This window comes from Streptomyces sp. NTD91 (genome assembly GCF_059510455.1).
In genome coordinates, this window is the sequence record NZ_JCAJZW010000028.1 from 80,079 (window position 1) to 102,105 (window position 22,027).

Genomic DNA, 22,027 nt, shown 5'->3' on the forward strand with positions numbered 1-22,027 from the left:
GATCCAAGCTCGGCCGAACGGGCCGTCAGAAAAGGCTGTTCAGGCCCCGAAAGCCTTGCCCTGAGCGGTGTTCTCGCCCTTGCGCGGCTTCGCACCGGCCCGCAGATGGGCCGGGACCAGATCGATGGCCGGCTCGCTGTAGCCGACCGACACGATCCGGTCGCCCAGGAACGTGAAGGACGTCAGCGAGGCCAGCGTGCACTGCCGCTTGCGCGGATCGTGCCACAGCCGGCGCCGCTCCACGTACGAACGCACGATCCAGATCGGCAGCTGATGACTGACCAGCACGGCCTCGTGCCCGCGCGCCTTGTCCTTGGCCGCGTTCAGCGCGCCCATCATCCGCACGACCTGGTCGACGTACGGCTCGCCCCAGGACGGCCGGAACGGGTTGACCAGGTGCTTCCAGTTCCCGGGCCGCTGCAGCGCGCCGTCGCCGACACCGAAGGTCTTGCCCTGGAAGACGTTGCCTGCCTCGATGAGCCGTTCGTCGGTGTCCAGGTCGAGACCGTGCGCCTTGGCGATCGGGGTGGCCGTCTCCTGCGCCCGCTCCAGCGGCGAGGCGCAGACGTACGTCACGTCCCGGGGGGCGAGGTGCTCGGCGACCCGGTCGGCCATCCGCCGGCCCAGCTCGGACAGGTGGTAGCCGGGCAGCCGCCCGTACAGGATCCCGGTCGGGTTCTCGACCTCCCCGTGCCGCATGAGGTGGACGACGGTGACGTCCTTTTCGCTGTGGGTGGGGATGCTCACGCGGTGGCCTCCGCAGCCGCCCGGGCCGCCGCCGGAAGGGCGTCGGCGATCTTCTGGATGGCCCGCTCGTCGTGGGCCGTGGACACGAACCAGGACTCGAAGGACGACGGCGGCAGATAGACGCCGTTCGACAGCAGCGAGTGGAAGAACGCGGTGAAGCGGAACGACTCCTGCCGCTTGGCGTCCTCGTAGTCGCGCACCTGCCGGTCGGTGAAGAAGACCGAGAACATGTTGGAGGCGGCCTGCAGCCGGTGCGCGACACCCTCCTTGTTCAGCGCCTCGGTGACGAGGGCCTGGATCTGCGCGGACACGGCGTTCACCGTGTCGTACGCGGCGTCGTCCAGCAGTCGCAGCTGGGCGAGTCCGGCGGCGGTGGCGACGGGGTTGCCGGAGAGAGTGCCGGCCTGGTACACGGGCCCGGCAGGGGCGAGGTGGGCCATGACATCGGCCCGCCCGCCGAACGCGGCGGCCGGGAACCCGCCGCCCATCACCTTCCCGAAGGTCATCAGGTCGGGCCTGACCCCGTCGACGCCGTACCAGCCGGCCCGGGAGGTACGGAAGCCGGTCATCACCTCGTCGGAGATGTACAGCGCGCCGTTCTTCTGGCAGGCGTCCTTCAGCCCCTGGTTGAACCCGGGGTCCGGCGGGACGACGCCCATGTTGCCGGGCGACGCCTCGGTGATCACGCACGCGATCTCGCCGGGGTGCCGGTGGAACGCCTCCTGCACGGCCTCCAGGTCGTTGTACGGCAGCACGAGCGTGTCGCCGGCCTGCGCACCGGTGACACCGGGCGTGTCGGGCAGCGCGAAGGTGGCGACCCCGGACCCGGCGGAGGCGAGCAGGGCGTCCACGTGCCCGTGGTAGCACCCGGCGAACTTGATCACCTTTGACCGGCCGGTGAACCCGCGGGCGAGCCTGATGGCGCTCATGGTCGCCTCGGTCCCGCTGCTGACGAGCCGCACCTGCTCCACGGGCTCGACCCGGTCGACGATCTCCTCGGCGAGCGCGACCTCGCCCTCACCGGGCGTGCCGAAGGACGTACCGCGGGCGACGGCCTCCTGCACGGCGGCGATGACCTCGGGGTGCGCGTGCCCGAGGATCACGGGCCCCCAGGAGCACACGAGGTCGACGTACTCGCGCCCGTCGGCGTCGGTGAGGTAGGCCCCCTTCCCCGACACCATGAACCGGGGCGTGCCGCCGACGGCACGGAAGGCGCGCACCGGGGAGTTCACACCGCCGGGCGTGACGACGGAGGCACGGTCGAAGAGCGCCTGGGACACGGGCGCGTCGTAGGGATAGGGCGTTTCACTCAGGGCACTCATGACGTGCGGCTTCTCCGGCTTCTCGGACTCCGGTTGCGGGGTGACCCCCTCAGGGTAGGCCGCGGCCCGGCGGGAGCGCGGCGCGCCTCGGGATCGGGCGGCGGGCCGAAGGCCTGCCCCGCGCCACTGAGCACAGCGCCGTCATCCGCCATCTGCGAGACTGAGACCTGATACACACAGCTCTAACGCACGTAATGATCAGGGGCCGGGAAAACCCGTGGACTGTTGTTCCACCGCACGTTTCGGCGGGCGGCCGTGGGGGAGGTCACTGACACGATGATCGGGTTGCGCGGCGGGGGCCACGCGTCCTAGAAAAGCAGTCGGGTGGAGATATGCATCGCGGTGGCGGACTGGGCGAGGGGACTGATGACCTGGGTCCTCGACGTGCCCGGCGGGGAAGGCACCGGCGCGAGGCGGAGGAAACGACCGAGGCACGGCAGAGCGACGCGCGTCAGGCACAGGGTGTACCGGGTGAGCCCGAGCGGTACGACCGGCGGACCGACCGGCAGCTGGAGAGCCAGCTGGACCGGCCGGGCGACCGCCGGCGCGACCACCGGGCCGACCGCCTCAGGGCGGGGAGCGGGAATGGTGGTCGAGTGGGGGTGACGTACAAATACTTCGGCGCGCCGGACGGCGCGACGGCGGCCCGGGTCCCCATCTCGATGCGCCCCGAGGAACTCGGCGGCGACGAGCTGGGGATGAACGGCATGTTCACCAAGATCAAGCCGGAGACCATGGCCGCGATGGTCCTGACCGGCATCCAGGGCGTCCCCCTGCACAAGGTCCCGCCCCTCGAACTGGTCGTCCTGCACCCCGACTACGCGGTCGTCAAACTCCCCACGACCGTCGTCGACCCGCTGCGGGGCGTCGGCGAGGAAGCGGTCGGCGCGGCGGCCTTCATCTGGTCGACGGTCCCGGACCGCGGTGGCCCGCGGGACGCGTTCAACGTGTACCAACTGCTGCACGAGTGGCAGGACTTCAGCCATCGGTTGCATGAGGCGGGGCACCAGCCGTATTGCTTGGTGTGGCCCTGACCTGGGGTTTCATAGGTAGGGGGCGGGGTCTTCGGGCCTCGCCCTTTTCAGTGCCGGAGAGGGGCCGTCAGGCGGCCAGGGCACATTGAGGGCACACGGGTTTCTCTGGGGGCACTGATGTGCCCTGAGCCTCTGCTGCCGGGGCTTCGGTGAAGGCGTCGTCTATCGCCTTGCGGGTCCGCGTCTCGCTGGACGGCAGCAGGTGCGTGTACGTCCGGAGCGTGAAGCCCGGGTCCGAGTGGCCGAGGTACTCGGAGAGCGCCTTGATGCTCTCCCCCGCGTCCAGGAGCACGGAGGCGTAGGCGTGCCGGAGGGCGTGCATCCCGTCTTCGGGAGCCGCCTGGAGGTACCTCGCCCCGCGCTCGCGGGGAGGGATCACGCCGGCGGCAGCCAGAGCGCGCTTCCAGTCGCCCATGTTGAAGACGCTGCGGTTGTAGGCCCGCCCCTTCACGTCGACGAAGAGGAGGCGGAACGTCTTCGGCTCACCGTCCGGCTTGGTCCACGGCAGGGTGACCTCGACCGGCGGGAACTCCTTCATGTGGGCCTTGAGGGCCGCGGCAAGCTGGGCCGGTAGAGGCACGGACCGGATCTTGTTCCCCTTGGGCAGGGCGAAGACGGGCTTCGTGCCGACGAGCCGCACTTGGCGGTTGACGTGGATCCAGCCGCCCTTGAAGTCGATGTCCTCGACGGCGAAGCCGAACACCTCGCCCTGACGCAGCCCGCAGCCGAAGGCGAGCTTGCCGCCGGCCTGGAAGCGCTTGGGCAGGCTGGTGATGACTGCCCGGACGCGCGCCAGCGGCCAAGGGATGATCTTCTTCTTGGTCGCGGTCGGCAGCTTGACCGACTTCGCCTTGCAGGGGTTCTTCGGCAGCAGCCCATCCTCCACGGCCGCGCCGAGGATGCTGGAGAGGATGTCGAAGATGCCCTCGATCGTCGACACCTCCAGGCGGGCGTCCTGGAGCGTGCGGATCCAGCCCTGGATGACCGAGGGCTGGTTGAGGGAACGCAGCTCGCGTCGCCCGAGGTGCTCGACGATGTGGTTGCGGACCGTCGCCTCGTAGCGGAGGGCTGTCGTCGGACCGACGGAGTTCGCGTCCAACCACTTCTGCGCGTAGGCGCCGAGCGTCTGCTTCGTCTCGGCTGGTACGACGTAGGAGCCGCGCCGGATCTCGACGTCGACCTCGGCGGCCCGGTTGTCCGCCTCGGCCTTGGTGTCGAAGTTCTCCTTTCGCTGACGGCCGTCCAGATCGCGGTAGCGGACCTGCCAACGCTTACCGACGCCGTGATCGGCGGTGGGGACCATCTGCCGCGTACGGCTCTTGTGTTCACCGCACTCGTCCTCGGTGGGCTTGGGATGGGACTTGTGCCAGCGGTCGTACACGTCAGCCAAGAAGGACCCCCCGGATGCGCTCCCAGGTCTGGAGCGGAGAGGTCTCCAGAGGCAGCAGGACTGCGTGCGAGACGCCGAGGGCGGCGGCGATCACGACGAGGTCGTCGACGTCACAGCGGCGGTGGGCACGCTCGGTGCGGCTGAGGGCGGTGTTGGACATCGGGCGTCCCAGCCTGGTGCATCGAGCAGCCAGCTGGTGCTGGGTCAGGCCGCGCGCGATGCGTATTCGCTCTATGGCGCGGGCGGTGTGGAGGCCGGCGGGGCCTATTTCGACGGGTCGAGTTGCCATGACAGGTAGCTGTAACTTGCAGCCGACCTTTATGGCAAGAGTTGGCTCTAAAACTCTACAGAAGTCGTTGCAGGGTGACCATGGGGCGGCGTGGCGTTTATCTCGCCCATTCACGAGGCACGGACGGGTAATTCCAGGAGTCGCCGTGCTAACTTGCCGTCGCGCGTGAACTTTGGGCGTTTTGAGCCGGTAACCGATGATGTGCTCACCGCTTGCTTCAGCTCACCTGATCACCTGCCCAGACAGGCTCCGGCCTGCACCAACCGACGAGACGGGCCCGGTCGGTGCCCCCCCCGGGCGATCAGGGATGAGGAGGTAGTCGCCAACTTTTTGGTCAACGGCCGATCCACCTCTACGGTTATTACCCCTCCCAGCCACGCCGAGGGAATTAGTGGAGAGTTTTAGAACCAACGCTGGACTTCTTCGCTGGCGGTGTGGCTGTGTTGTCCAGGCACGCTGTCCAAGACCGAAAAGGAGCCCTGTGCCGAATACCTCTCTCCGCAGCGCGAACGCCCCTTCCTCCGCCGACGCTGCCCGGCGCGGCCCGTTGGCCACCCCGGCGGAAGTCGCTGCCTATCTCGGGGTGCCGGTGAAAACGCTCTACCAGTGGAAGTACCGGGGCATCGGCCCCAACGTGCACAAGGTCGGCCGCCACCTCCGCTACCGCTGGTCCGAGGTGGACGCCTGGGTGAACGCCCAGTCCGCGTACGACCTCACGGCCTGAAGCCGCCCTGCCGGGACAGCGAAGCGGCTCACCGCGTGCCACGGCCGAGAGCCGCAGAGTCCCCGCCCCATCGCTCTTGAACGATCGAATCGGTGGGCCGGGCCTTGCCCGTCCGGCCCACCGGGAAGGAACGCCTATGGACGAATCTATGTCCCCCGCCTCCTCCGCCGCATCCACCACCGAGGACGACGGGCCAGGGCAGACCGGAGAAGGCGCACAGCTACTGGACGAGCTACGGGAAGCCATCGCGCGGTACGTGATCCTGCCCAGCAGTGAGGCGCTGACCGCCGTCACACTGTGGGTGGCGGCCACGCACATCCAGCCCGCCCTCCAGCACGCACCTCGTCTCGCCGTGGTCGGGCCTGCGAAGCGGTGCGGTAAGTCCCGCCTGCTGGACGTGCTCACCGAGACTGTGCGCGAGCCGCTGATCACGGTCAACACCAGCCCGGCGGTGGTCTTCCGCGCCATCGGTGAGGACCCGCCCACCCTGCTGGTGGACGAGGCCGACACCATCTTCGGCAGCATCAAAGCCGCCGAAAAGAACGAGGAGCTGCGTGGCCTCCTCAACGCCGGCCACCAGCGCAACAGGCCCGCCCTGCGTATCTCGGGGCCGGAGCACAAGCCGCAGGCGTTTCCCACCTTCGCCATGGCCGCGCTCGCCGGCATCGGGGACCTGCCGGACACCGTCATGGACCGGGCTGTGGTGATCCGTATGCAGCGGCGCAAGGCAGGTGAACGGGTAGATCAGTTCCGCTCTCGCCGTGACATTCCCGCCCTGCACGCCCTGCGTGACCGGCTGACCGCCTGGCTGCGCCCGCTGATGGACACCGCAGCCGACCCGGTGCCGCCGATGCCGGTGCAGGACCGGGCGGCGGACACCTGGGAGCCGCTGGTGGTAGTCGCCGAACTGGCAGGCGGCACCTGGCCGGAGAAAGCACGGGCAGCATGCGCGGCGATGTGCGCGTCCGAGGTTGGCCAGGACGACGAGTCCAACGTGAAGACGCGCCTGCTGAAGGACATCCGCCGCGTCTTCGCGTGCTACGGCGATCCCGACACCGTGCGCACGCGGGACCTGCTGGAGGAGCTGCTCAAGGACCAGGAGGCGCCGTGGGTGGAGTACCGCAACACTGGTCTGACCCCGCGATACCTGGGGATCCTGCTGAAGGACTTCGGCATCCAGGCAGCCGTCCTCCGCTTCGAGGGCGGACGGCAGGCCCGGGGGTTCACCCGCACACAGTTCACCGATGCCTGGGCCCGCTACTGCCCCGAGGAGCAGCTACCCGGCGGCGGCGATGAGGCCACGCGTCACGGGTCGGCTGTACACCCGTAAACACCCGTCGCACACGTCGCATCGCAGGTCATCCCCGCGACGGGTCCGGTAACTGTGACGGGTCCTCCCGTATCACGCCGAGCTCCCGTACCTGGCCTGACCAGGCATGCGACGGGTGCGACGAGTCCGCCGCCCTTCCCACTGGTAATCCCGCCCTGTGCCTCTAGCACCCGTCTCTGCCTGGAGTACCACGCTTGCCCTCACGCACCACTCAGGCCCCCGTGCCGGTACTGACCGCAGCGATCCGCCTCGGAGGCGCCCTGGTCGGCACGATCGGCTTCGCCCTCTCCTACGACGCCCTGCGGCAGATGGCCGTCGCCATCCACATCCGCGGAGTCCTCACCTACGCCTTCCCCCTCGTGATCGACGGGTTCATCGCCATCGGCGTCGCCGCCCTGCTCATCCTCCGTACCGCCCCCTGGCGTTCTCGCCTGTACGTCTGGGCACTGGTCGGCCTCGCCACCGTCACGAGCATCTGGGCGAACGCTCTGCACGCCGTCCGCCTCAACCAGCAGGCACACACCGCCGGGCTCCATCTGGACGATGTCACCGTCGGCGCCCTGTCCGCGATAGCTCCGCTCGCCCTGGCCGGCGCGGTCCACCTCGACCTCGTCATCCGCCGCCACACCACGAGCCTGCGCCAAGAGGCCGCCGCCACACCGGGCCACAACACCTCTGGCCACAGCCACAACGGCACGCACAGCGCCATGCGGCCTGCCCGTTCGCAAGACGATGACCTCCTGCCGAAGGAGGCACAGAGCTCGCCCGACGTGGCCGAGCGCCCAGACCTGGCGGAGGCAGCCGCCAACGTGCCGCAGGCCCCGAAGCCGCTCTCCAAAGACGAGGGCCACGAACGGGATGTCACCTTCGACGAACTCCTCGCCATCGCCCGCACCGCACCGCTGGGACGCGGGGACCGTGCCTCACGCCGCAACATCGAGGCGGCCATCCGAGCCGCTGAGTACCGCATCGGCAAGGACCGTCTCACCCAGCTCAAGGACCGAGTACAGGCCGAACTCGACCGGGCTGCCCGCCAGCGGCAGGCCGAGCCCGACACGACCCCCGTGGGCGCGCGCTGAGGGCCGCCGCCCTACCCCGATCGACCCGCTCCGCTCGTTCCCGCACAGTCCGGAGCGGGGACGAGCGGCCCACTAGGCGACACGGCCTCGCCCCCCAACACCGACGGAGAACCCCTCAATGCACGACCAGCACCCCGAACTCGCCACTGACCGGACGCAGATGATGATCACCGCCACCAGCGCAGCAAGGTATGGCGTTGGACCGTCCAAGGGCCGGTCCAACGCGGGCACCTCCGCCCCGGGGGTGGCGGAGGACCTCGGGCACCAGGGGGTGCCCGAGGAGGTAACGCCCGGCGACGCAGCCGAGCAGTCGCCCGCCGCCCCCGCCGACGAAGTCACCCTGCGTCGCATCGCTCGCCGCCGTACCCGCGAGAGCGTCCAGCGCAAGCAACGTGTCGATGTCCGCTACAGCAGCGACGAGAAGGCCCGGATCCTTACCCGTGCCCGCAAGATGGGCATCGCCGGCGCCCACCTCGTCGGCGCTGTGATCACGGCCTACCTCGACGGTGATCTCGCCGTGGGCCTGGCCGGGCAGCGCGCCCAGCTCGATGACTGCCTCGACAAGCTCGACGCCCTACGGGCCGAAGTCGCGCGCATCGGCAACAACGTCAACCAGATCGCCCACCGCCTCAACGCCGGAGGCGATCCACACCCTGTGGACGCCACCGTCCTCGCCCAGACCGAACGCACCCTGGACGCCGTCCGCGCCGCCATCAGCGACATCGCGCAGACCATGAACCACGCCGTCTCCGTGAAGGCGGCCTGGTGATCGCCAAGATCGGCAGCGGCAAGAGCACCGCCGGCCTGATCCGGTACCTGTTCGACACGAAGAAGGTCAAGGACCACACCGACCCGCACCTGGTCGCCTCCTGGGACGGCTTCGCTCCCGACCCCGGCCGCGCCGACGACTTCGACGCCACAAAGAAGCGCCTCGTGGCCGACCTCGACCTGCGCGTCAAGCAAGCCCGCCGACTGGGCCGGGTACCCGAGCGGCACGTGCGGCACTGCTCCGTACGTGCCGCCCCCGGCGACCGGCACCTCACCGACGCCGAGTGGGCGGACATCGCGCGCCGCGTTGTGGCGGCCACTGGCATCGCGCCACAAGGCGATCCGGACGGGTGCCGGTGGGTCGCCGTCCGCCACGCCGACGACCACATCCACATCGCCGCCACCAAGGTCCGTGGCGACCTGCGCACCGCCCGCCACTGGAACGACTATCTGACCGCCGACAAGGAACTCGCCGCCATCGAGGAGGAATACGGCCTCAAGCAGGTCGTGCGCGGCGACCGCACCGCCGCCAAGCGCCCCACCCGCGCCGAGACGGAGAAGGCCCGCCGCGTCGGCAAGACCCAGACCTCCCGCGAACGCCTGCGCACCACCGTCCGCCAGCTAGTGTCCATCGCCACCAGCCCGGAGGAGTTCCTCCTTCTGCTCGACGGCGTCGAGGGCGTCCTTGTGGACGTGCAGCACTTTCCCTCCGGTGACGTGCGCGGGTACAAGGTCGCCGTGGAGGGCGATATCAACGCCACTGGTGAACCCGTCTGGTTCTCCGGCGCCAAACTCGCCTCCGACCTGTCCTACCCTAAGATCCGCGAACGCCTCACTGCCATCGACGTCGCGCCCGTCACCGAGCCGGGCTGCCGACGCAAGCCCAATCCCTGGCACCAGGCCACCGCCGCGGCCGGGCGTATCCCCCACCACCTCGACCACGGCGACGACGCAACCGCCCAGGCCCACATCGCGGCCCTTGGCGAAGCCATCGACATCCTGCCGCTGCTCGCCCCCAGCCACCTTCGGCCACACCTGCAGCAGGCCGCCACCGCGTTCGAACGCGCCACCCGCTCCCGCATCCGCGCCCAGCAGGACCAGGCACGCGCTCTCCGGGGCGCCGTCCGCGCCCTGCGCACCACGCCAGTCACCGGCGACGGCTCCGGCCTGGCGATGTTCCTCGACATCGCCGTCCTCGTCGTCATTGCCGCAGCGCGCTGGCACCAGGTCCGCCGGCACGACCAGCAGGTCGCCGCCGCGCACCAAGCCCTGGTCCACCTGCATGCCGCCTACCGACAGGCTGCTGCCGAGCCGCTGGCCGCTCTGGCCCAGCGCCAACCACCGGCCCGCACCATCGAACGGCACGCCCAGCGCGTCCTCGTGATGCTGCCCGATCACGCCCAGCAGATCCTCGACGACCCCGCCTGGCCCGCACTGGCTGCCGCCCTGACCGAAGCCGAGCACGCCGGCCATTACCCCGAACAGCTCCTCCAGCACACCGCACGGCAGCGCGCCCTGGACGACGCCCACTCCACCGCCAGCACGCTCACCTGGCGCATCCAACGCCTCGCCGCCCGACAGGCCCCCAGCGTCCGAGCACGAACCGCGCAAGCCGACACGTATGTGACACCACGACCGGCACAGCCTGGCCAGACGCCGCCGAGCCCGTCACAGCCTGGGCCTGCGGCCCCCGCGCGACACCGGTAATTCCGGCACTGGCGGCCTCACGCCCGCGAGGCCGCCAGTGGGTGGAAAGACACCTCTCTCGTCCGCTTCCAGCTTTCGAGTGACGGAGGGCGTCACCGCGCCGTGCTGACCAGAGGCTCCAGCAACTCCAGCGCTTCGTCCCAGCGGAAGCGTTCCGCCGCGCCGCCAGCCCTCGGCCGGTGCGGTTCGCATGAGCCGATCAGAACACCCATGCCCCGCAGCCGGTCCAGGCTCTGCTGGTAGGCGGGATGGGCGGCCTGGGCGGAGTTCAGGTAAGGCAGCACCACAGTCGGGATGTCCATGCCGTACGCCTCGCAGAGGATGCCCAGGGCGAGGGTGTCGGAGATCCCGGCGGCCCACTTGTTGATCGTGTTGAAGGTGGCGGGAGCCACGGCGATCGCGTCCGCCGGGGGCAGGGGGCGGGGGTCTCCCGGTGAACGCCAGGCGGAACGGATGGGGTAGCCGGTCTGTGCCTCGATCGCCTTGGTGTCGATGAAGCCGAGTCCCTGCGGTGTGGCGATGACGCCGACGTCCCAGTTGGCCTCCTGGGCGGCGGTGATGAGCTTGCCGACATCTCGGGCAACGCCCGCCGCGCACACGACGACGTACAGGAAGGGCTTCTTGTCCGGGGCGGTCGGTTCGGTCACGCGGGGACTCCCAGTTGGCGGCTGAAGTGGTGCAGTTCCGGCAGGGTACGTCGGCGGTCGCGGGCGGCCATATCGGCGACCAGGTGGCGGACGTCGGGGCGGCGGATGTCCTGGGCGGCACAGGTCTCGGCGATGCGCAGGGCCTGGTAGCCGTCGGCGAGGCGGCCCTGCTGGCTGTAGGCGCGGGCCGCCTCGACCCATAGTGCGGCGCGGCGCTCGGGGACCGGGATGTGCCGACGCATGAGGGGCCGGGCCGCCTGAAGGGCCAGGCCGGCGTCGCCGAAGGCCACCAGGGCGCTCAGCTCGTGCAGGGCGACGTTGGTCGGGCTGAAGGTGGCCCAGGCGTCGGGCCGGTCGAGAGTGACGTAACGCGAGACTTCTTTCGCCTCGGTTAGGAATTCCTTCGTGGCCGCGCGATCACCACGACTGCTGGCCGCGGTCACACCGCGCAGGAGCAGCAGTCCCACGGCGGCGAGGTACTTCGGTGAACGCCGGTCGTAGGAGCCGGTGAGCTGGTCAGCGGTGTGCCGGACCAGCGTGACTGCCTCCGTGGCGTGCTTCTCACGGACCAGAACGTGGGCCTGGACACGGACGCTGGAGGCGAGGACCACCGGATCGCCCGAGCGTTCGGCCTCGGCCATCGCCCGGCCGACGGCGAGCCATGCGTTGCCTTGGTCGTGCTGCTTGAGCAGCAGGCTCGTCGTCGTCTGGTACGCCGTGGCCAGGAGCCGGGACACCGTGTCCCCGTCCGTCGCATCACCGGCCGCCAGTCGCAGGTCGGCGATCAGGCTCGGGAGGGTGCGCTCCAACTCCGTGTAGTGGCAGGTGTGGAAGAGCCTCAGTGCTGATCCGACGCGTTCGTACAGGACGGCCGTGTCCTGTGGGCCACCGGTGCCCGCGGGGCCGGGCCCGGGCAGGAGTGCCTGGACGAGGGCGGTGTGCGAGGCCGAAGAGCCGGCCGGGGCCGCGAGCGCTGCGATGCTCGCGGCGAGGAAGGTGCGGCGGTGCATGTCGTCAGCTTCTTGATCGGCGGCGGAGACGTCCTGAGATGGGGCGAGGCCCAACTCATGAGGCGGGATGTTCAGTTCCTGCGCGATGGCGCGTAGTACGCGAATGTCCTCCGCGCCGCGACCGCTCTCCAGACGGCTCACCTTGGACTGGTGATACCCGAGCGCTGCGGCCACGTCGTGCTGTGAACGCCGCTGTAACACCCGCGCCCGACGGATCCCGTCTCCGATCCGTCTCGCTTCCCCATGCGCGTCGGCCATCTGCCACGGCTCCTTCCGCCGTCGCTGATCCTGCCTGCTCAATCGAGCATAGATCAGCCGTAGTTGGCCGTGATGCAGCTCCTGCATAAGCCATGCAGCGCACGCGTCAGGGCTCACCACCCACGGCGACGGACTGGTTGCTTGGTGTGGCCCCACCTACACCGGGAGGCCGCTCATGGAAGCGCATCAGCTCGCTCTCTCCCTACCCGCGACGCCCGCCGCAGCAAGCAAGGCCCGGCACCAGGCCGTGGACGCGATAGCGGGCTGGGACGCGGGACTGGGCACCGAGGTGGTGCACACGGCCGAACTGCTGGTCAGCGAGCTCGTCACCAACGCGGTCCAGTACGCCGGCACCGGATCGGTCTCGCTCGCGGTCTGTCTCGACGAGGCCGTCCTGCGGATCGAGGTCTGCGACACGAGCCCGGTCCTTCCCCAGCCGACTCTGCCCGACGCGGACAGCGAGGGCGGCCGGGGCCTGTTCCTCGTCGCCGCTCTCGCCGACCGGTACCACGCCGAACCGACCGTGACCGGCAAGCGCTGCTGGGCCGAAATCGACCTGACCAGCAAACCCAGCCAGGAAGTCGCCTGTTTCCTGCCCCTCCAGAGGAGTTGATGATGACGACCACCCACGCCCCCGGCGTGGCCGCCGAGGTGATCGCCGTACGCCCCGGGCCGCCACTCGCTGGCACCGTGAGCGTCGACGGCTCCAAGAACGCCGCTCTGCCGCTCCTGGCCGCCGCGGCGGCCCTCGGTCGCCCGGTCCGGCTGAGCAACGTCCCGGACAGCACGGACGTCCAGATCATGCTCACTCTGCTGCAACAGGCAGGGTGGCATGTCGCGCAGCCCGTAGGCGAACCGACCACGTATGTGATCCTGCCGACGGAGGCATCTCGGGGATTGCCCGATCTGGCGCAGGCAGCCCAGATCCGCGCTTCGTACTACCTCGTCCCCGCCCTGCTCGAGCGTTACGGCCAGGCGCGGCTGCCCTGGCCGGGCGGCTGCCGGATCGGTGCGCGCGGGATGGAGCTGCACTTCAAGGTGTACGAGGCGTTCGGCGATCGGAGCCGACAGGACAGCTCCGGATACGGCATCGAGGCCCTCAGCTCTCACACCGGCACCGTCTCCATCGCACTGCCCTTCCGCTCTCGCGGTGCGACCGTGGCCGCGACACTGCGCGCCCTCACAACCGGCCGGCCCTTACGGCTGGGTCAGCCCAATCTCTCGCCCGAAGTCCTGAGCCTGCTCGACGCCCTGAGTTCGGTGGGCTGGGAGACACGGGCCGGCACACATGTACTCACTCTCTCGCCGCCCTCCTCGTCGCCGACTGCCCCCGCTGCCTGGACCGTGCCCGGAGACAAGATCGAGGCAGCCACGCTGGCCTGCGCGATCGCCGCGACGCGCGGTACTGCCCGTATCGACGGCGTGCAGGGCAAGGACGTAGGCCCGTTCGTGGCTGCCCTTCATCAGCTCGGCATCCCCGCAGACGCAGCATCGGATGGCCTCACTGTCCGCGCCCAGGAGGCAGTACCCACTGCTCGTCCCCTGCGGGCCATCGCCTCCCTGAGCCCGGCGGGCCTCGACGCCGACTTCGAACCACCGCTCATGGCACTCGCCCTCGGACTGCCCGGCACGCATCTGTTCGCCGACGCCATCAATCCCGGCCGCCACGGCAACCTGCTGCCGCAGCTGACCCGCCTGGGCGCCGACATCGAGGAGATCTCCCCCACCGAATGCCGCCTGACCGGTCCCCAGCAGCTGACGGGCGCGGGCGTCGAAGCCACCGACATCCGCACCGGGTCCGCCCTCATGGTCGTCGGCCTCACAGCCCGAGGCGTCACCACCATCGGCGGCCTCGCCCAGCTGCGCCGCGGACACGCCGACCTGTCCGGCAAGCTGCGCATCCTGGGCGCCGACATCTGTGAGGTCACCCCATGACCAGCGATGGCCGCGTCCTCCGCCAGATCGTTGCCACGACCGACGTGCATTCCGCTTTCGACAACGCCGCGCCGTTCCTGCCTCACCTCCACGCGCTACGCCCAACCTCGCTCATCGTGGACTGCGGCGACTTCTTCGAAGGCAGTGGGTACTACCGCCTCGGTCGCGGCACGATCGAGCGGGAGATCCTGCTCGGGCTCTACGACGTGCTGGCCCCTGGCAACCACGGCTGGCCCCACCACTTCGAACCCGACCTTCACCGGCGCACTGTCTGCGCCAACGCCGTCGATGCCAACACTGGCGACGCTCTCTTCCGCCGCCTGCACATCGCCGATATCGATGGACGGCGCGTCGGCGTAACCGCCGTGATCGGTCAACAAGCCTTCCACTCGATCCCGGCCGCCCAACGAGCCGGCCACTGCGTCACCGATCCCCTCCAGGCCCTGCGCGAGGTGATTCTCGCCCACCACCATGACGTGGACAGCTGGGTCCTGCTCAGCCACTCCGGCTTCGACGAAGACCGGAAACTCGCGGCGGCCTGTCCGTTCCTCGACGTGGTCTTCGCCGGGCACTGCCACAGCGATCAGTATGGGCCGGTCCGAGTCGACGGCACCCTGGTCGTCAAGGGCCGGGAGCTCGCCGAAGGCTATGCGATCGCCACGCCCGTGGGCGCGGGATGGGGCGCGGGCACTACATCCTTCCCGGATCAAGTCCCGGGCTTCGTCCCCGCGGAGCTTTCGGGCCTGCGCTCACGCATCGAGGATGTCAGACAGCAGCTGGCCGCCGTCCTCGGCCCCATCAGGCCGACCTACCGCCACCAGCCCCTCGACCGGCGCAACCTGCTCCTGGACCTCGCCGCCCCCCTGCGTACGGCACTCGGGGTAGACGCGGTCATCCTCAACGAGACGGCACTACGCGCCGTACCACTCGGCGACACCCTCACCCAGGGCCACCTGCTCTCCATCGAACCGTTCGCCAACCAGCTGGTGCACGCCCACGTACCTGAGCTGGCACGCAGCGACCTCCCCCGCTGGCTGTCACATCTGACCACCCAGACCGGCCCGCTCGTCACCGCCCCCGATCCCTTGCCGGATGCCGTCACCACCGTGCTGACCACCGACTACCTCGCCGACACCTACCTCGGCGAGCGCACGCACGAGGCCGGCCTGCGTCTGGACCAGGCTGTCCAGCACGTCCTCACCGCCCCCGACACCGCGGAAGGAGGCAGTTAATGATCCTCACCGGCCCGGAGATCACCGTAGCCGCTCACGACGGCCGCCTCCGCATCACCCCCTTCGCCGCCGACCAGGTCAACCCCAACAGCTACAACGTGCGTCTGGGCCCCACCTTGATCACGTACACGAGCGCGGTCCTGGACGCCCACCGGCCCAACCCCACCCGCGAAACCACCATCGGCCCGGACGGGCACGTCCTCCAGCCAGGCGAGCTCTACCTCGGCCACACCCTCGAAGAGGTCGGCTCCGACACCTTCGTGCCGCTGCTGTTCGGCCGCTCCTCCGTCGGCCGCCTCGGCCTGTTCGTCGAGATCACCGCACCCATCGGCGACATCGGCTTCCACGGCCAGTGGACGCTCCCCCGCAGATCGAACGCCGCAAGATCACCCACATCCCCTGGGGCATCCCCGACCACCTGCTTACCGCCCCGCCCGCCCGGCCGGCACGCACGTCCTCCAGCCACCTGCGGATCCTGTACGCAGGACGCCTGACCGCCGAAAAGGGTGTCGAGGCCCTAATCAAGAGCCTGGCTCCCGTTCCCGGTGTCGAGCTGAGCGTCGCAGCGCCCAAAGCCCAGTTCCACGCACTGACGCCACTGCTGCAACGAGCCGGCGTACGAGTCCGCTACCTCGGCTGGCTCCGCCGCCCACAGCTATGGAGAGCCTTCACCGAACACGACGTACTAGTCGTGCCGTCCACCACCCTGGAAGCCATGGGACTCGTCGCACTGGAAGCCCAAGCATGCGGGCTCCCCGTCCTCTACCAGCCCGTCCCCGGCCTCAACCAAGCCCTCGCCGCTTCCGGCATGGCCACCGACTTCACTCACTCCGCCGCACTCGCGCGCGACCTTGACCGGCTGCGAAGGACACCCGGGCTAATGACCGCCCTCCGGCAGGCGGGCTATGCCAACGCGGCACGCTATCCCCTCTCGGCGATCGCACGATCCCTGACCGACCTCGGCCGACAGCTCACCTAAACCGACCGCCAGACGACCCGACACGTCACTACCCGAACCGCTCCACGAACGTCACTACGCTGACCGACGGGACACCCCGGCGAAGAGGGAGACCATGACGTACGACCGCGACCGCATCGAAGCCCTCCTCGACGAGGGAGTCCGCGACAAGGTGTACCCGGGCGCCGTGTGGGCCGTCGGCGATGCCACCGGCACCCTCGCCCACGGCACCACCGGCGTCCTCGACCCCGACGAGCCGGACGTGCCGATGCGCACCGACACCGTCTTCGACGCCGCCAGCCTCACCAAGATCCTGGCCGTCTGGTCCTCCATCGGGGCCCTGTGGGAGGACGGCACCCTTGATCTAGACCAGCCGCTCGGCAGCTTCTGGCGGGAGGTCACCGGGCACCCACTCGGAGCCGTCACCGCCCGGCAGCTGCTGACGCACACCGCCGGCGTCCCACTGCGGGCGCAGCTGAAGAACCTCTACGGCACCGACCCCCACGAGATTCGCCGAGGCGTCCTCCAAGAACAACTTCATCGGACACCCGGAGAAGCCGTCGAGTACACCGACCGGGCCGCCCTCATCCTCGGCTACCTCGCCGAACACCTCTCCGGCCGCCCCTTGGACCAGCTGGCCACCGCCCGCACCTGGCACCCCCTGGGCATGACCGGCACCCGCTTCGGCCCCCTGCCCGCCGACCTCGCCGCCCGCTGCGCCCCCACCGAACTCGACCAGGACACCGACACCCACCTCAAGGGAGTCGCCCACGACTTCTCGGCCCGCCTCCTGGGCGGCGTCTGCGGCATTGCCGGCGTCTTCACCGTCCTCGACGACCTCGTCACCTTCCTCCAGTACATGCTCGCCCCCGCAGCGTCGCAGCTCCGGGCTGGTTTCGGCATCGAGTGGATCAACAGGTCCCTGGCCATCGAGACGGGGCAGCTCCAGCCCGCTCGCGGCCTGTTCTGGCACCCCGCTCCCGGCACCACCACCGAGGAGGACGTCTGGGTCCACTACGGCTTCACCGGCACGGGCATGTGGATCTGCCCCACCAAGGACCGCTGGGCGGTGCTCCTGACCAACAAGCTCTACTACACCCGCGACCGCGCACCGCTGACCGACATCCGCAACAGCTTCCGAGAGCTCGCCTTCAAGTAGAGGAGCCGATCGAGAGGTACGGCCGAGATGCCCACCGACCCGGCGAGGAAGGGACCCCCGTGGCTCAGCCGACAACCGATGATCAGCCCGAGGGGCTCCGGCCCGCTCTGGAATCCATGACCCTGCTGGTCGCCGCCGTCATCATCCACGACGAGGCCAACAACCGCGTGGTCCTCCTCCAGCGCAGCGAGCAGGCCAAATTCGCCAAGGGCAAGTGGGACCTCCCGGTCGGCAAAAACGAGCCCGGCGAGCCGGTCACCGCGACGGCCGTCCGCGAGCTGTACGAGGAGACCGGTCTGACCGTCAAGCCGGAAGCGCTCAAGGTCGCCCACGTCATCCACGGCGCCTGGGGCGTGGAAGCCCCCAACGGCTTCCTCACGGTCGTCTTCGTCGCCCACGAATGGTCCGGCGAGCCGGAGAACCGCGAACCGCGCAAGCACGCCCAAGTCCGCTGGGTCGACACCGGCGCCATCCCCAAGGAGTTCGTGGAGACCACCGCCAGCGCCCTTCATCGCTACCTGGCCGGCGGGCCTCAGGTGTCGCTGGACGGTTGGAACTGACTGAGCGCACCACTGGACATGACCCTGCACGAGGCGATCGATGGTCTCGGCGCCAAACAGCTCCGCCGCCCATCGCACGCGACCGGCACAGAGGGCCGGCATGGCGGCGCGGGGCCGTGACCGGTCCCCCGTACCGGTCACGACCCCGCTGGCGTGGAGATTGATCATGGTCCGATCAGCAGCAGCCGCCCGCAGCAGCAGGTTCCTCTGCCTCTGACGCTCCCGGGGTGGTGCAGCAGCTGCTGCCCTGCTGCTTGGTCAGGGTGTCGGCGTCGGCCTTGACGACGTACACCTCCCAGGGCTCCTGGCCAGGGCCGTGGACCCAGACCTTGTCCTGGAGGGCGTAACAGCAGGTGGTGTCAGCCTCCTCGGTGGTGGTCAGGCCCGCCTCGCTCAGGCGGGTAGTGGCGGCGTGAACGGACTCGGTCGATTCGACCTCGACGCCGAGGTGGTCCAGGCGGGTGGCCTCTTCCACGGTGCCTTCGATGAGGACGAGCTTGAGCGGGGGCTCGGTGATGGCGAAGTTGGCGTAGCCGTCGCGGAGTTTGGCGGGTTCGGTGCCGAACAGCTTGCTGTAGAAAGCGACGGAGGCGTCGAGGTCGGGGACGCGGAGGGCGAGCTGTACGCGGGACATGGCGTATCTCCTAGGGTGGGTGGGGAGTTCAGCAGCCGCCGGAGGTGGCAGTCGGGATGCCGACGCCGATGTGGAGCGTGGCCGGGGCGCCGCAGCAGCCACCGCCTTCGCCGCCCTCGGATGCGGTGTCGGGGGCGTCGTAGAGGCCGGCACCGCCGCACACGCCGGTCTCCGGCAGGGTCAGCTCGACACGCTCGGCGGCCTCGCGGTCGCCGGCGAGCGCGGCGGCGACGGAGCGGACCTGCTCGTAGCCGGTCAGCGCGAGGAACGTGGGCGCCCGGCCGTAGGACTTCATGCCGACCAGGTAGAGGTCCTGCTCGGGGTGGGCGAGCTCGTTGACGCCGTGAGGGTAGACCGTGCCGCAGGAGTGGATGTTCGGGTCGATCAGCGGGGCCAGCGCGACGGGGGCCTGGAGACGTTCGTCGAGGCCGAGGCGGACCTCGGAGAGGAAGGACAGGTCGGGGCGGAAGCCGGTCAGCACGATGACCTCGTCGACCGGGTCCAGGCGGCGGCCGTCCTCGGCGACCAGGACCAGCCGGTCACCGTCCCGTTCCACGGCCTGTGTACGGAAGCCGGTCACCGCGCTCGCGTGGCCGTCCTCGACGGCGGCCTTGGCGCGCAGCCCCAGGGCGCCCCGGGCGGGGAGCTGGTCGGCCTCGCCACCGCCGAAGGTGTTCGCACCGATGCCGCGCCGCAGGACCCATGCCGCGTGTGTGCCGGGCTCCTCCTTGGCCAGGTCGGCGAGGTAGGCCAGCGCGGTGAAGGCGGAGGCCCCGGAGCCGACGACCGCGGTGCGCTTGCTTGCGTACCGGGCGCGAATGGCCGGGTCCCGCAGGTCGGGGACGCGGTAGGAGATGCGGTCAGCCGCCGCCTTCTCGCCGAGGGCGGGGAGCCCGTCGGCGCCCATCGGACTGGGGATGGACCAGGTGCCTGAGGCGTCGATCACGGCGCGGGCGGCGATGCGCTCCTCGCGGCCGCCCACCAGCTCGATGTGCACGGTGAAAGGCTGCTCGTCGCGGTCGGCGTCGACGATGCGGTCGCGGCCGGCGCGCGCGACACCCGTCACGGTGGCGCCGTAGCGGATCTTGTCGCCGAGGACGTCGGCGAGCGGCTGCAGATACTGCTCGGCCCAGTCACCGCCGGTGGGGTACGTCGCGCCGTCCGGGCGGACCCAGCCGGTGGGGGCGAGGAGCTTCTCGGCGGCCGGGTCGGTGACCTCGGCCCACGGGGAGAACAGCCGTACGTGCGCCCAGTCGCGCACGGCGGTGCCGGCGGAGGGGCCAGCCTCCAGGACCAGCGGTTCGAGGCCGCGCTCGACGAGGTGGGCGGCGGCAGCGAGGCCGACGGGGCCCGCGCCGATGACGACGACGGGCAGCTGGCCAGTGGCGGGCGCGTTCACGATTTCCCCTTTGCTTCGACATTTGTCGATGGCTTGCGCCGCCAGCATGGCACCTGATTCGACAAGCGTCAACATAGACATTCATCGAAACTAGTCTGCTGCCCTAGCTCGCCGACCGAGGCCCCTCGCCCGCCTGGTTCGACATGTGTCAACATAGATGCATGTCGAACACTAAGGTGCTGCCGTTGATCGAGCCCGCCTCCGACGCCGTGGCACCCTGCTGCCCGCCGCTCACCGAGCGCCCGTTCACTGCCGAGGAGGCCGGGACGGCCGCCCGGATGTTCAAGGCGCTGGGCGACCCGGTGCGGGTGCGGCTGTTCTCCGCGGTCGCCTCGCACGAGGGCGGTGAGGCGTGCGTGTGCGACATCTCCGACGTCGGCGTCTCCCAGCCGACGGTCTCCCACCACCTGAAGAAGCTCAAGGAGGCCGGCCTGCTGACCTCCGAGCGGCGCGGCACCTGGGTCTACTACCGGGTGGAGCCCTCCGTGCTCGCCGCGATGGGCCGGCTGCTGACCAGCGCCTCGGCCGCGGTCTGACGCCCGGCCCCGGGCCGGCGGCCGGGCGTTGTCAGTGGCGCACGGGACGGTGACCCCATGGGGTCACCGCGCGGTGTACGTCATGCGGCAGGCCGCTCGTCCGCCGGCCGGCCCGGCATGAAGACGAGCGACACCAGCGCCAACCCGACTACGGCGCCGACGAGTTGCATGCCGACGAAACCCGCGACCGAACGCGGCGCGATGCCCGCGAACGTGTCCGTGAAGGCGCGGCCGATGGTCACCGCCGGGTTGGCGAAGGACGTGGAGGAGGTGAACCAGTAGGCGGCACCGATGTACGAGGCGACCGCGACGGGCGCGAGGCGCAGGCGGTCGGTGCGGGCCAGGCCGAAGATCAGCAGGATCAGACCGGCGGTGGCGACCACCTCGCCGAGCAGCAGGTGTCCCGCCGACCGGTCGTGGGTGGACCACTTCACCAGCGGCTCGCCGAACATCGCGTCGGCCAGCATCGCGCCCGCGATCGCGCCGACGATCTGCGCGGGGACGTACACGACGGCCTCGCGCGGACCCACCCCCGCGCCTCCACGGCGGGCGGCGAACCACTCGGCCAGCGTGACGACGGGGTTGAAGTGCGCACCGGAGACCGGACCGAGCAGGGCGATCAGGACACCGAGGCCGAAGACCGTGGCCGTGGAGTTGGCCAGCAACTGGAGGCCGACGTCCCTGGTCAGCTCGGTGGCCTGGATGCCGGAGCCGACCACGACCGCGACGAGCGCCGCCGTGCCGACCAGTTCGGCGGCGGCCTTGGCGATCAGCGGAGGAGCCTGGGGCGGGGTGGCGCCCGGGGCGGGCTGCGGCCGGGCGGCGGGGACGGCCGCGGACCGGCCGGCTCTGCCTTCTTCGGTGGCCTCGGTGGCGGTCAACAGGAACTCCTCGGTTCGGGGCGCCATGGGGCGGGGATCAGGGGCAGGACCGCTTGACGTTGTTCTCCGCGGTGGCGCGTGCGGTCTGCGCGAGGTCGGCGAACCGGTCGGCGAGAGAGGCGAGGACGCCGGGCCTGAGCCGGTAGTAGGTGAACCGGCCGCAGGGCTCCGTCTCCACGACCCCCGCCTCGCGCAGCACCTTGAGATGGTTGGAGAGGTTGGTCTGCCTCGCCCCCGTCTCCTCGATCAGGTGCGTGGTGCAGAGCGTCTCCCGGGCCAGCAGGGTGACGATCCGGAGGCGGAGCGGGTCCGCGAGCACCCGCAACAGATCAGTGTCGACCGACGTCAGCATGGACTGATACTGTCACATCACTCCGGACTGATACCAGCCTGGGCTGATCCGTCGGACCCCGCTCGACCCGCTCACG

General features: G+C 70.1%; 24 protein-coding genes. 14 read left to right on the forward strand and 10 right to left on the reverse strand.

Annotation, left to right across the window (positions count from 1 at the left end; all coding sequences use genetic code 11):
* Positions 1-39 precede the first annotated feature (39 nt).
* Together AC5WRT_RS25900 and hemL are read right to left on the reverse strand one after the other, a co-directional pair.
* Positions 40-699, reverse strand: coding sequence for a histidine phosphatase family protein (locus AC5WRT_RS25900; RefSeq protein WP_496096522.1), 660 nt, complete (start codon positions 697-699; stop codon positions 40-42).
* A gap of 44 nt (positions 700-743) precedes the next feature.
* Positions 744-2,060 carry a glutamate-1-semialdehyde 2,1-aminomutase gene (gene hemL / locus AC5WRT_RS25905; protein ID WP_496096521.1) on the reverse strand — a complete coding sequence of 439 codons (1,317 nt, stop codon included), beginning with the start codon at positions 2,058-2,060 and terminating at the stop codon, positions 744-746.
* A gap of 605 nt (positions 2,061-2,665) precedes the next feature.
* Here hemL and AC5WRT_RS25910 point away from each other — a divergent pair.
* Entirely contained in the window at positions 2,666-3,103 is a 438-nt protein-coding gene (locus tag AC5WRT_RS25910; protein WP_496096451.1) for a hypothetical protein, read from the forward strand.
* Between the two features lie 67 nt (positions 3,104-3,170).
* On the opposite strand, the gene AC5WRT_RS25915 is transcribed toward AC5WRT_RS25910, so the two are convergent.
* Both AC5WRT_RS25915 and AC5WRT_RS25920 read right to left on the reverse strand, forming a co-directional pair.
* A complete protein-coding gene (locus AC5WRT_RS25915) occupies positions 3,171-4,484 on the reverse strand; it encodes a tyrosine-type recombinase/integrase (RefSeq protein ID WP_496096520.1) in 1,314 nt (437 codons plus the stop codon).
* Between the two features lies 1 nt (position 4,485).
* On the reverse strand, positions 4,486-4,782 hold the full coding sequence (locus AC5WRT_RS25920) for a helix-turn-helix domain-containing protein (protein WP_496100642.1): 297 nt from the start codon (positions 4,780-4,782) through the stop codon (positions 4,486-4,488).
* 481 nt (positions 4,783-5,263) lie between these two features.
* Between AC5WRT_RS25920 and AC5WRT_RS25925 the strand changes: the two genes are divergently transcribed.
* From AC5WRT_RS25925 to AC5WRT_RS25945, 5 genes are all read left to right on the forward strand, one after another.
* A complete protein-coding gene (locus AC5WRT_RS25925; RefSeq protein ID WP_079088060.1) occupies positions 5,264-5,506 on the forward strand; it encodes a helix-turn-helix transcriptional regulator in 243 nt (80 codons plus the stop codon).
* A 136-nt stretch (positions 5,507-5,642) separates the two neighbouring features.
* Positions 5,643-6,836 carry a DUF3631 domain-containing protein gene (locus AC5WRT_RS25930; RefSeq protein ID WP_496096449.1) on the forward strand — a complete coding sequence of 398 codons (1,194 nt, stop codon included), beginning with the start codon at positions 5,643-5,645 and terminating at the stop codon, positions 6,834-6,836.
* Positions 6,837-7,057: 221 nt separating this feature from the next.
* Positions 7,058-7,915: a DUF2637 domain-containing protein gene (locus AC5WRT_RS25935; RefSeq protein ID WP_496096448.1), complete on the forward strand. Its 858-nt coding sequence runs from the start codon at positions 7,058-7,060 to the stop codon at positions 7,913-7,915.
* 118 nt (positions 7,916-8,033) lie between these two features.
* Positions 8,034-8,684, forward strand: a complete 651-nt coding sequence (locus tag AC5WRT_RS25940; RefSeq protein WP_496096447.1) for a MobC family plasmid mobilization relaxosome protein — start codon at positions 8,034-8,036, stop codon at positions 8,682-8,684.
* A complete protein-coding gene (locus tag AC5WRT_RS25945) occupies positions 8,681-10,390 on the forward strand; it encodes a relaxase/mobilization nuclease domain-containing protein (protein ID WP_496096446.1) in 1,710 nt (569 codons plus the stop codon). Before AC5WRT_RS25940 ends, AC5WRT_RS25945 begins: the two co-directional genes overlap by 4 nt.
* 92 nt (positions 10,391-10,482) lie before the next feature.
* Here the strand turns inward: AC5WRT_RS25945 and AC5WRT_RS25950 are convergent, their stop codons facing one another.
* Positions 10,483-11,037, reverse strand: coding sequence for a flavoprotein (locus AC5WRT_RS25950; RefSeq protein WP_344016007.1), 555 nt, complete (start codon positions 11,035-11,037; stop codon positions 10,483-10,485).
* Positions 11,034-12,305: a helix-turn-helix domain-containing protein gene (locus AC5WRT_RS25955; protein WP_496096445.1), complete on the reverse strand. Its 1,272-nt coding sequence runs from the start codon at positions 12,303-12,305 to the stop codon at positions 11,034-11,036. Before AC5WRT_RS25955 ends, AC5WRT_RS25950 begins: the two co-directional genes overlap by 4 nt.
* A 175-nt stretch (positions 12,306-12,480) precedes the next feature.
* Between AC5WRT_RS25955 and AC5WRT_RS25960 the strand changes: the two genes are divergently transcribed.
* From AC5WRT_RS25960 to AC5WRT_RS25990, 7 genes are all read left to right on the forward strand, one after another.
* Positions 12,481-12,918 (forward strand): ATP-binding protein, encoded by a 438-nt coding sequence (locus AC5WRT_RS25960; protein ID WP_496096444.1) that lies wholly within the window; start codon positions 12,481-12,483, stop codon positions 12,916-12,918.
* Positions 12,919-12,920: 2 nt separating this feature from the next.
* A complete protein-coding gene (locus tag AC5WRT_RS25965) occupies positions 12,921-14,240 on the forward strand; it encodes a carboxyvinyltransferase (protein ID WP_496096519.1) in 1,320 nt (439 codons plus the stop codon).
* Positions 14,237-15,472, forward strand: a complete 1,236-nt coding sequence (locus AC5WRT_RS25970) for a bifunctional UDP-sugar hydrolase/5'-nucleotidase (protein WP_496096443.1) — start codon at positions 14,237-14,239, stop codon at positions 15,470-15,472. The genes AC5WRT_RS25965 and AC5WRT_RS25970 overlap by 4 nt, the downstream gene beginning before the upstream one ends.
* Entirely contained in the window at positions 15,472-15,966 is a 495-nt protein-coding gene (locus AC5WRT_RS25975; protein WP_496096442.1) for a dCTP deaminase, read from the forward strand. The genes AC5WRT_RS25970 and AC5WRT_RS25975 overlap by 1 nt, the downstream gene beginning before the upstream one ends.
* A 35-nt stretch (positions 15,967-16,001) precedes the next feature.
* Entirely contained in the window at positions 16,002-16,451 is a 450-nt protein-coding gene (locus tag AC5WRT_RS25980; protein ID WP_496100646.1) for a glycosyltransferase, read from the forward strand.
* 94 nt (positions 16,452-16,545) lie between these two features.
* Positions 16,546-17,589, forward strand: a complete 1,044-nt coding sequence (locus AC5WRT_RS25985; protein ID WP_496100643.1) for a serine hydrolase domain-containing protein — start codon at positions 16,546-16,548, stop codon at positions 17,587-17,589.
* Between the two features lie 59 nt (positions 17,590-17,648).
* Complete coding sequence (locus AC5WRT_RS25990) at positions 17,649-18,149, forward strand: NUDIX domain-containing protein (RefSeq protein ID WP_181139499.1); 501 nt, start codon at positions 17,649-17,651, stop codon at positions 18,147-18,149.
* A gap of 175 nt (positions 18,150-18,324) precedes the next feature.
* Here the strand turns inward: AC5WRT_RS25990 and AC5WRT_RS25995 are convergent, their stop codons facing one another.
* On the reverse strand, positions 18,325-18,783 hold the full coding sequence (locus tag AC5WRT_RS25995; protein ID WP_103780372.1) for an ArsI/CadI family heavy metal resistance metalloenzyme: 459 nt from the start codon (positions 18,781-18,783) through the stop codon (positions 18,325-18,327).
* A gap of 28 nt (positions 18,784-18,811) precedes the next feature.
* Positions 18,812-20,182, reverse strand: coding sequence for an FAD-dependent oxidoreductase (locus tag AC5WRT_RS26000; RefSeq protein ID WP_496096440.1), 1,371 nt, complete (start codon positions 20,180-20,182; stop codon positions 18,812-18,814).
* A gap of 161 nt (positions 20,183-20,343) precedes the next feature.
* Here AC5WRT_RS26000 and AC5WRT_RS26005 point away from each other — a divergent pair, with 161 nt between their 5' ends.
* Positions 20,344-20,718: an ArsR/SmtB family transcription factor gene (locus AC5WRT_RS26005; protein ID WP_496096439.1), complete on the forward strand. Its 375-nt coding sequence runs from the start codon at positions 20,344-20,346 to the stop codon at positions 20,716-20,718.
* Positions 20,719-20,798: 80 nt separating this feature from the next.
* Here AC5WRT_RS26005 and AC5WRT_RS26010 read toward each other — a convergent pair whose 3' ends face one another.
* Together AC5WRT_RS26010 and AC5WRT_RS26015 are read right to left on the reverse strand one after the other, a co-directional pair.
* Positions 20,799-21,599, reverse strand: a complete 801-nt coding sequence (locus tag AC5WRT_RS26010) for an aquaporin (RefSeq protein WP_496096517.1) — start codon at positions 21,597-21,599, stop codon at positions 20,799-20,801.
* Between the two features lie 37 nt (positions 21,600-21,636).
* Positions 21,637-21,951, reverse strand: coding sequence for an ArsR/SmtB family transcription factor (locus AC5WRT_RS26015; protein WP_496096438.1), 315 nt, complete (start codon positions 21,949-21,951; stop codon positions 21,637-21,639).
* Positions 21,952-22,027 lie beyond the last annotated feature (76 nt).

Excerpts from the sequence above, each read along its gene's own strand:
- AC5WRT_RS26015 (WP_496096438.1), bottom strand. The coding sequence starts at position 21,951 with ATGCTGACGTCGGTCGACACTGATCTGTTGCGGGTGCTCGCGGACCCG.
- AC5WRT_RS25960 (WP_496096444.1), top strand. The coding sequence starts at position 12,481 with ATGGAAGCGCATCAGCTCGCTCTCTCCCTACCCGCGACGCCCGCCGCA.
- AC5WRT_RS25955 (WP_496096445.1), bottom strand. The coding sequence starts at position 12,305 with ATGGCCGACGCGCATGGGGAAGCGAGACGGATCGGAGACGGGATCCGT.
- AC5WRT_RS25900 (WP_496096522.1), bottom strand. The coding sequence starts at position 699 with ATGCGGCACGGGGAGGTCGAGAACCCGACCGGGATCCTGTACGGGCGG.
- AC5WRT_RS25940 (WP_496096447.1), top strand. The coding sequence starts at position 8,034 with ATGCACGACCAGCACCCCGAACTCGCCACTGACCGGACGCAGATGATG.
- AC5WRT_RS25920 (WP_496100642.1), bottom strand. The coding sequence starts at position 4,782 with ATGGCAACTCGACCCGTCGAAATAGGCCCCGCCGGCCTCCACACCGCC.
- AC5WRT_RS25995 (WP_103780372.1), bottom strand. The coding sequence starts at position 18,783 with ATGTCCCGCGTACAGCTCGCCCTCCGCGTCCCCGACCTCGACGCCTCC.
- AC5WRT_RS25965 (WP_496096519.1), top strand. The coding sequence starts at position 12,921 with ATGACGACCACCCACGCCCCCGGCGTGGCCGCCGAGGTGATCGCCGTA.
- AC5WRT_RS25975 (WP_496096442.1), top strand. The coding sequence starts at position 15,472 with ATGATCCTCACCGGCCCGGAGATCACCGTAGCCGCTCACGACGGCCGC.
- AC5WRT_RS25930 (WP_496096449.1), top strand. The coding sequence starts at position 5,643 with ATGGACGAATCTATGTCCCCCGCCTCCTCCGCCGCATCCACCACCGAG.
- AC5WRT_RS25985 (WP_496100643.1), top strand. The coding sequence starts at position 16,546 with ATGACGTACGACCGCGACCGCATCGAAGCCCTCCTCGACGAGGGAGTC.
- AC5WRT_RS26005 (WP_496096439.1), top strand. The coding sequence starts at position 20,344 with ATGTCGAACACTAAGGTGCTGCCGTTGATCGAGCCCGCCTCCGACGCC.
- AC5WRT_RS25970 (WP_496096443.1), top strand. The coding sequence starts at position 14,237 with ATGACCAGCGATGGCCGCGTCCTCCGCCAGATCGTTGCCACGACCGAC.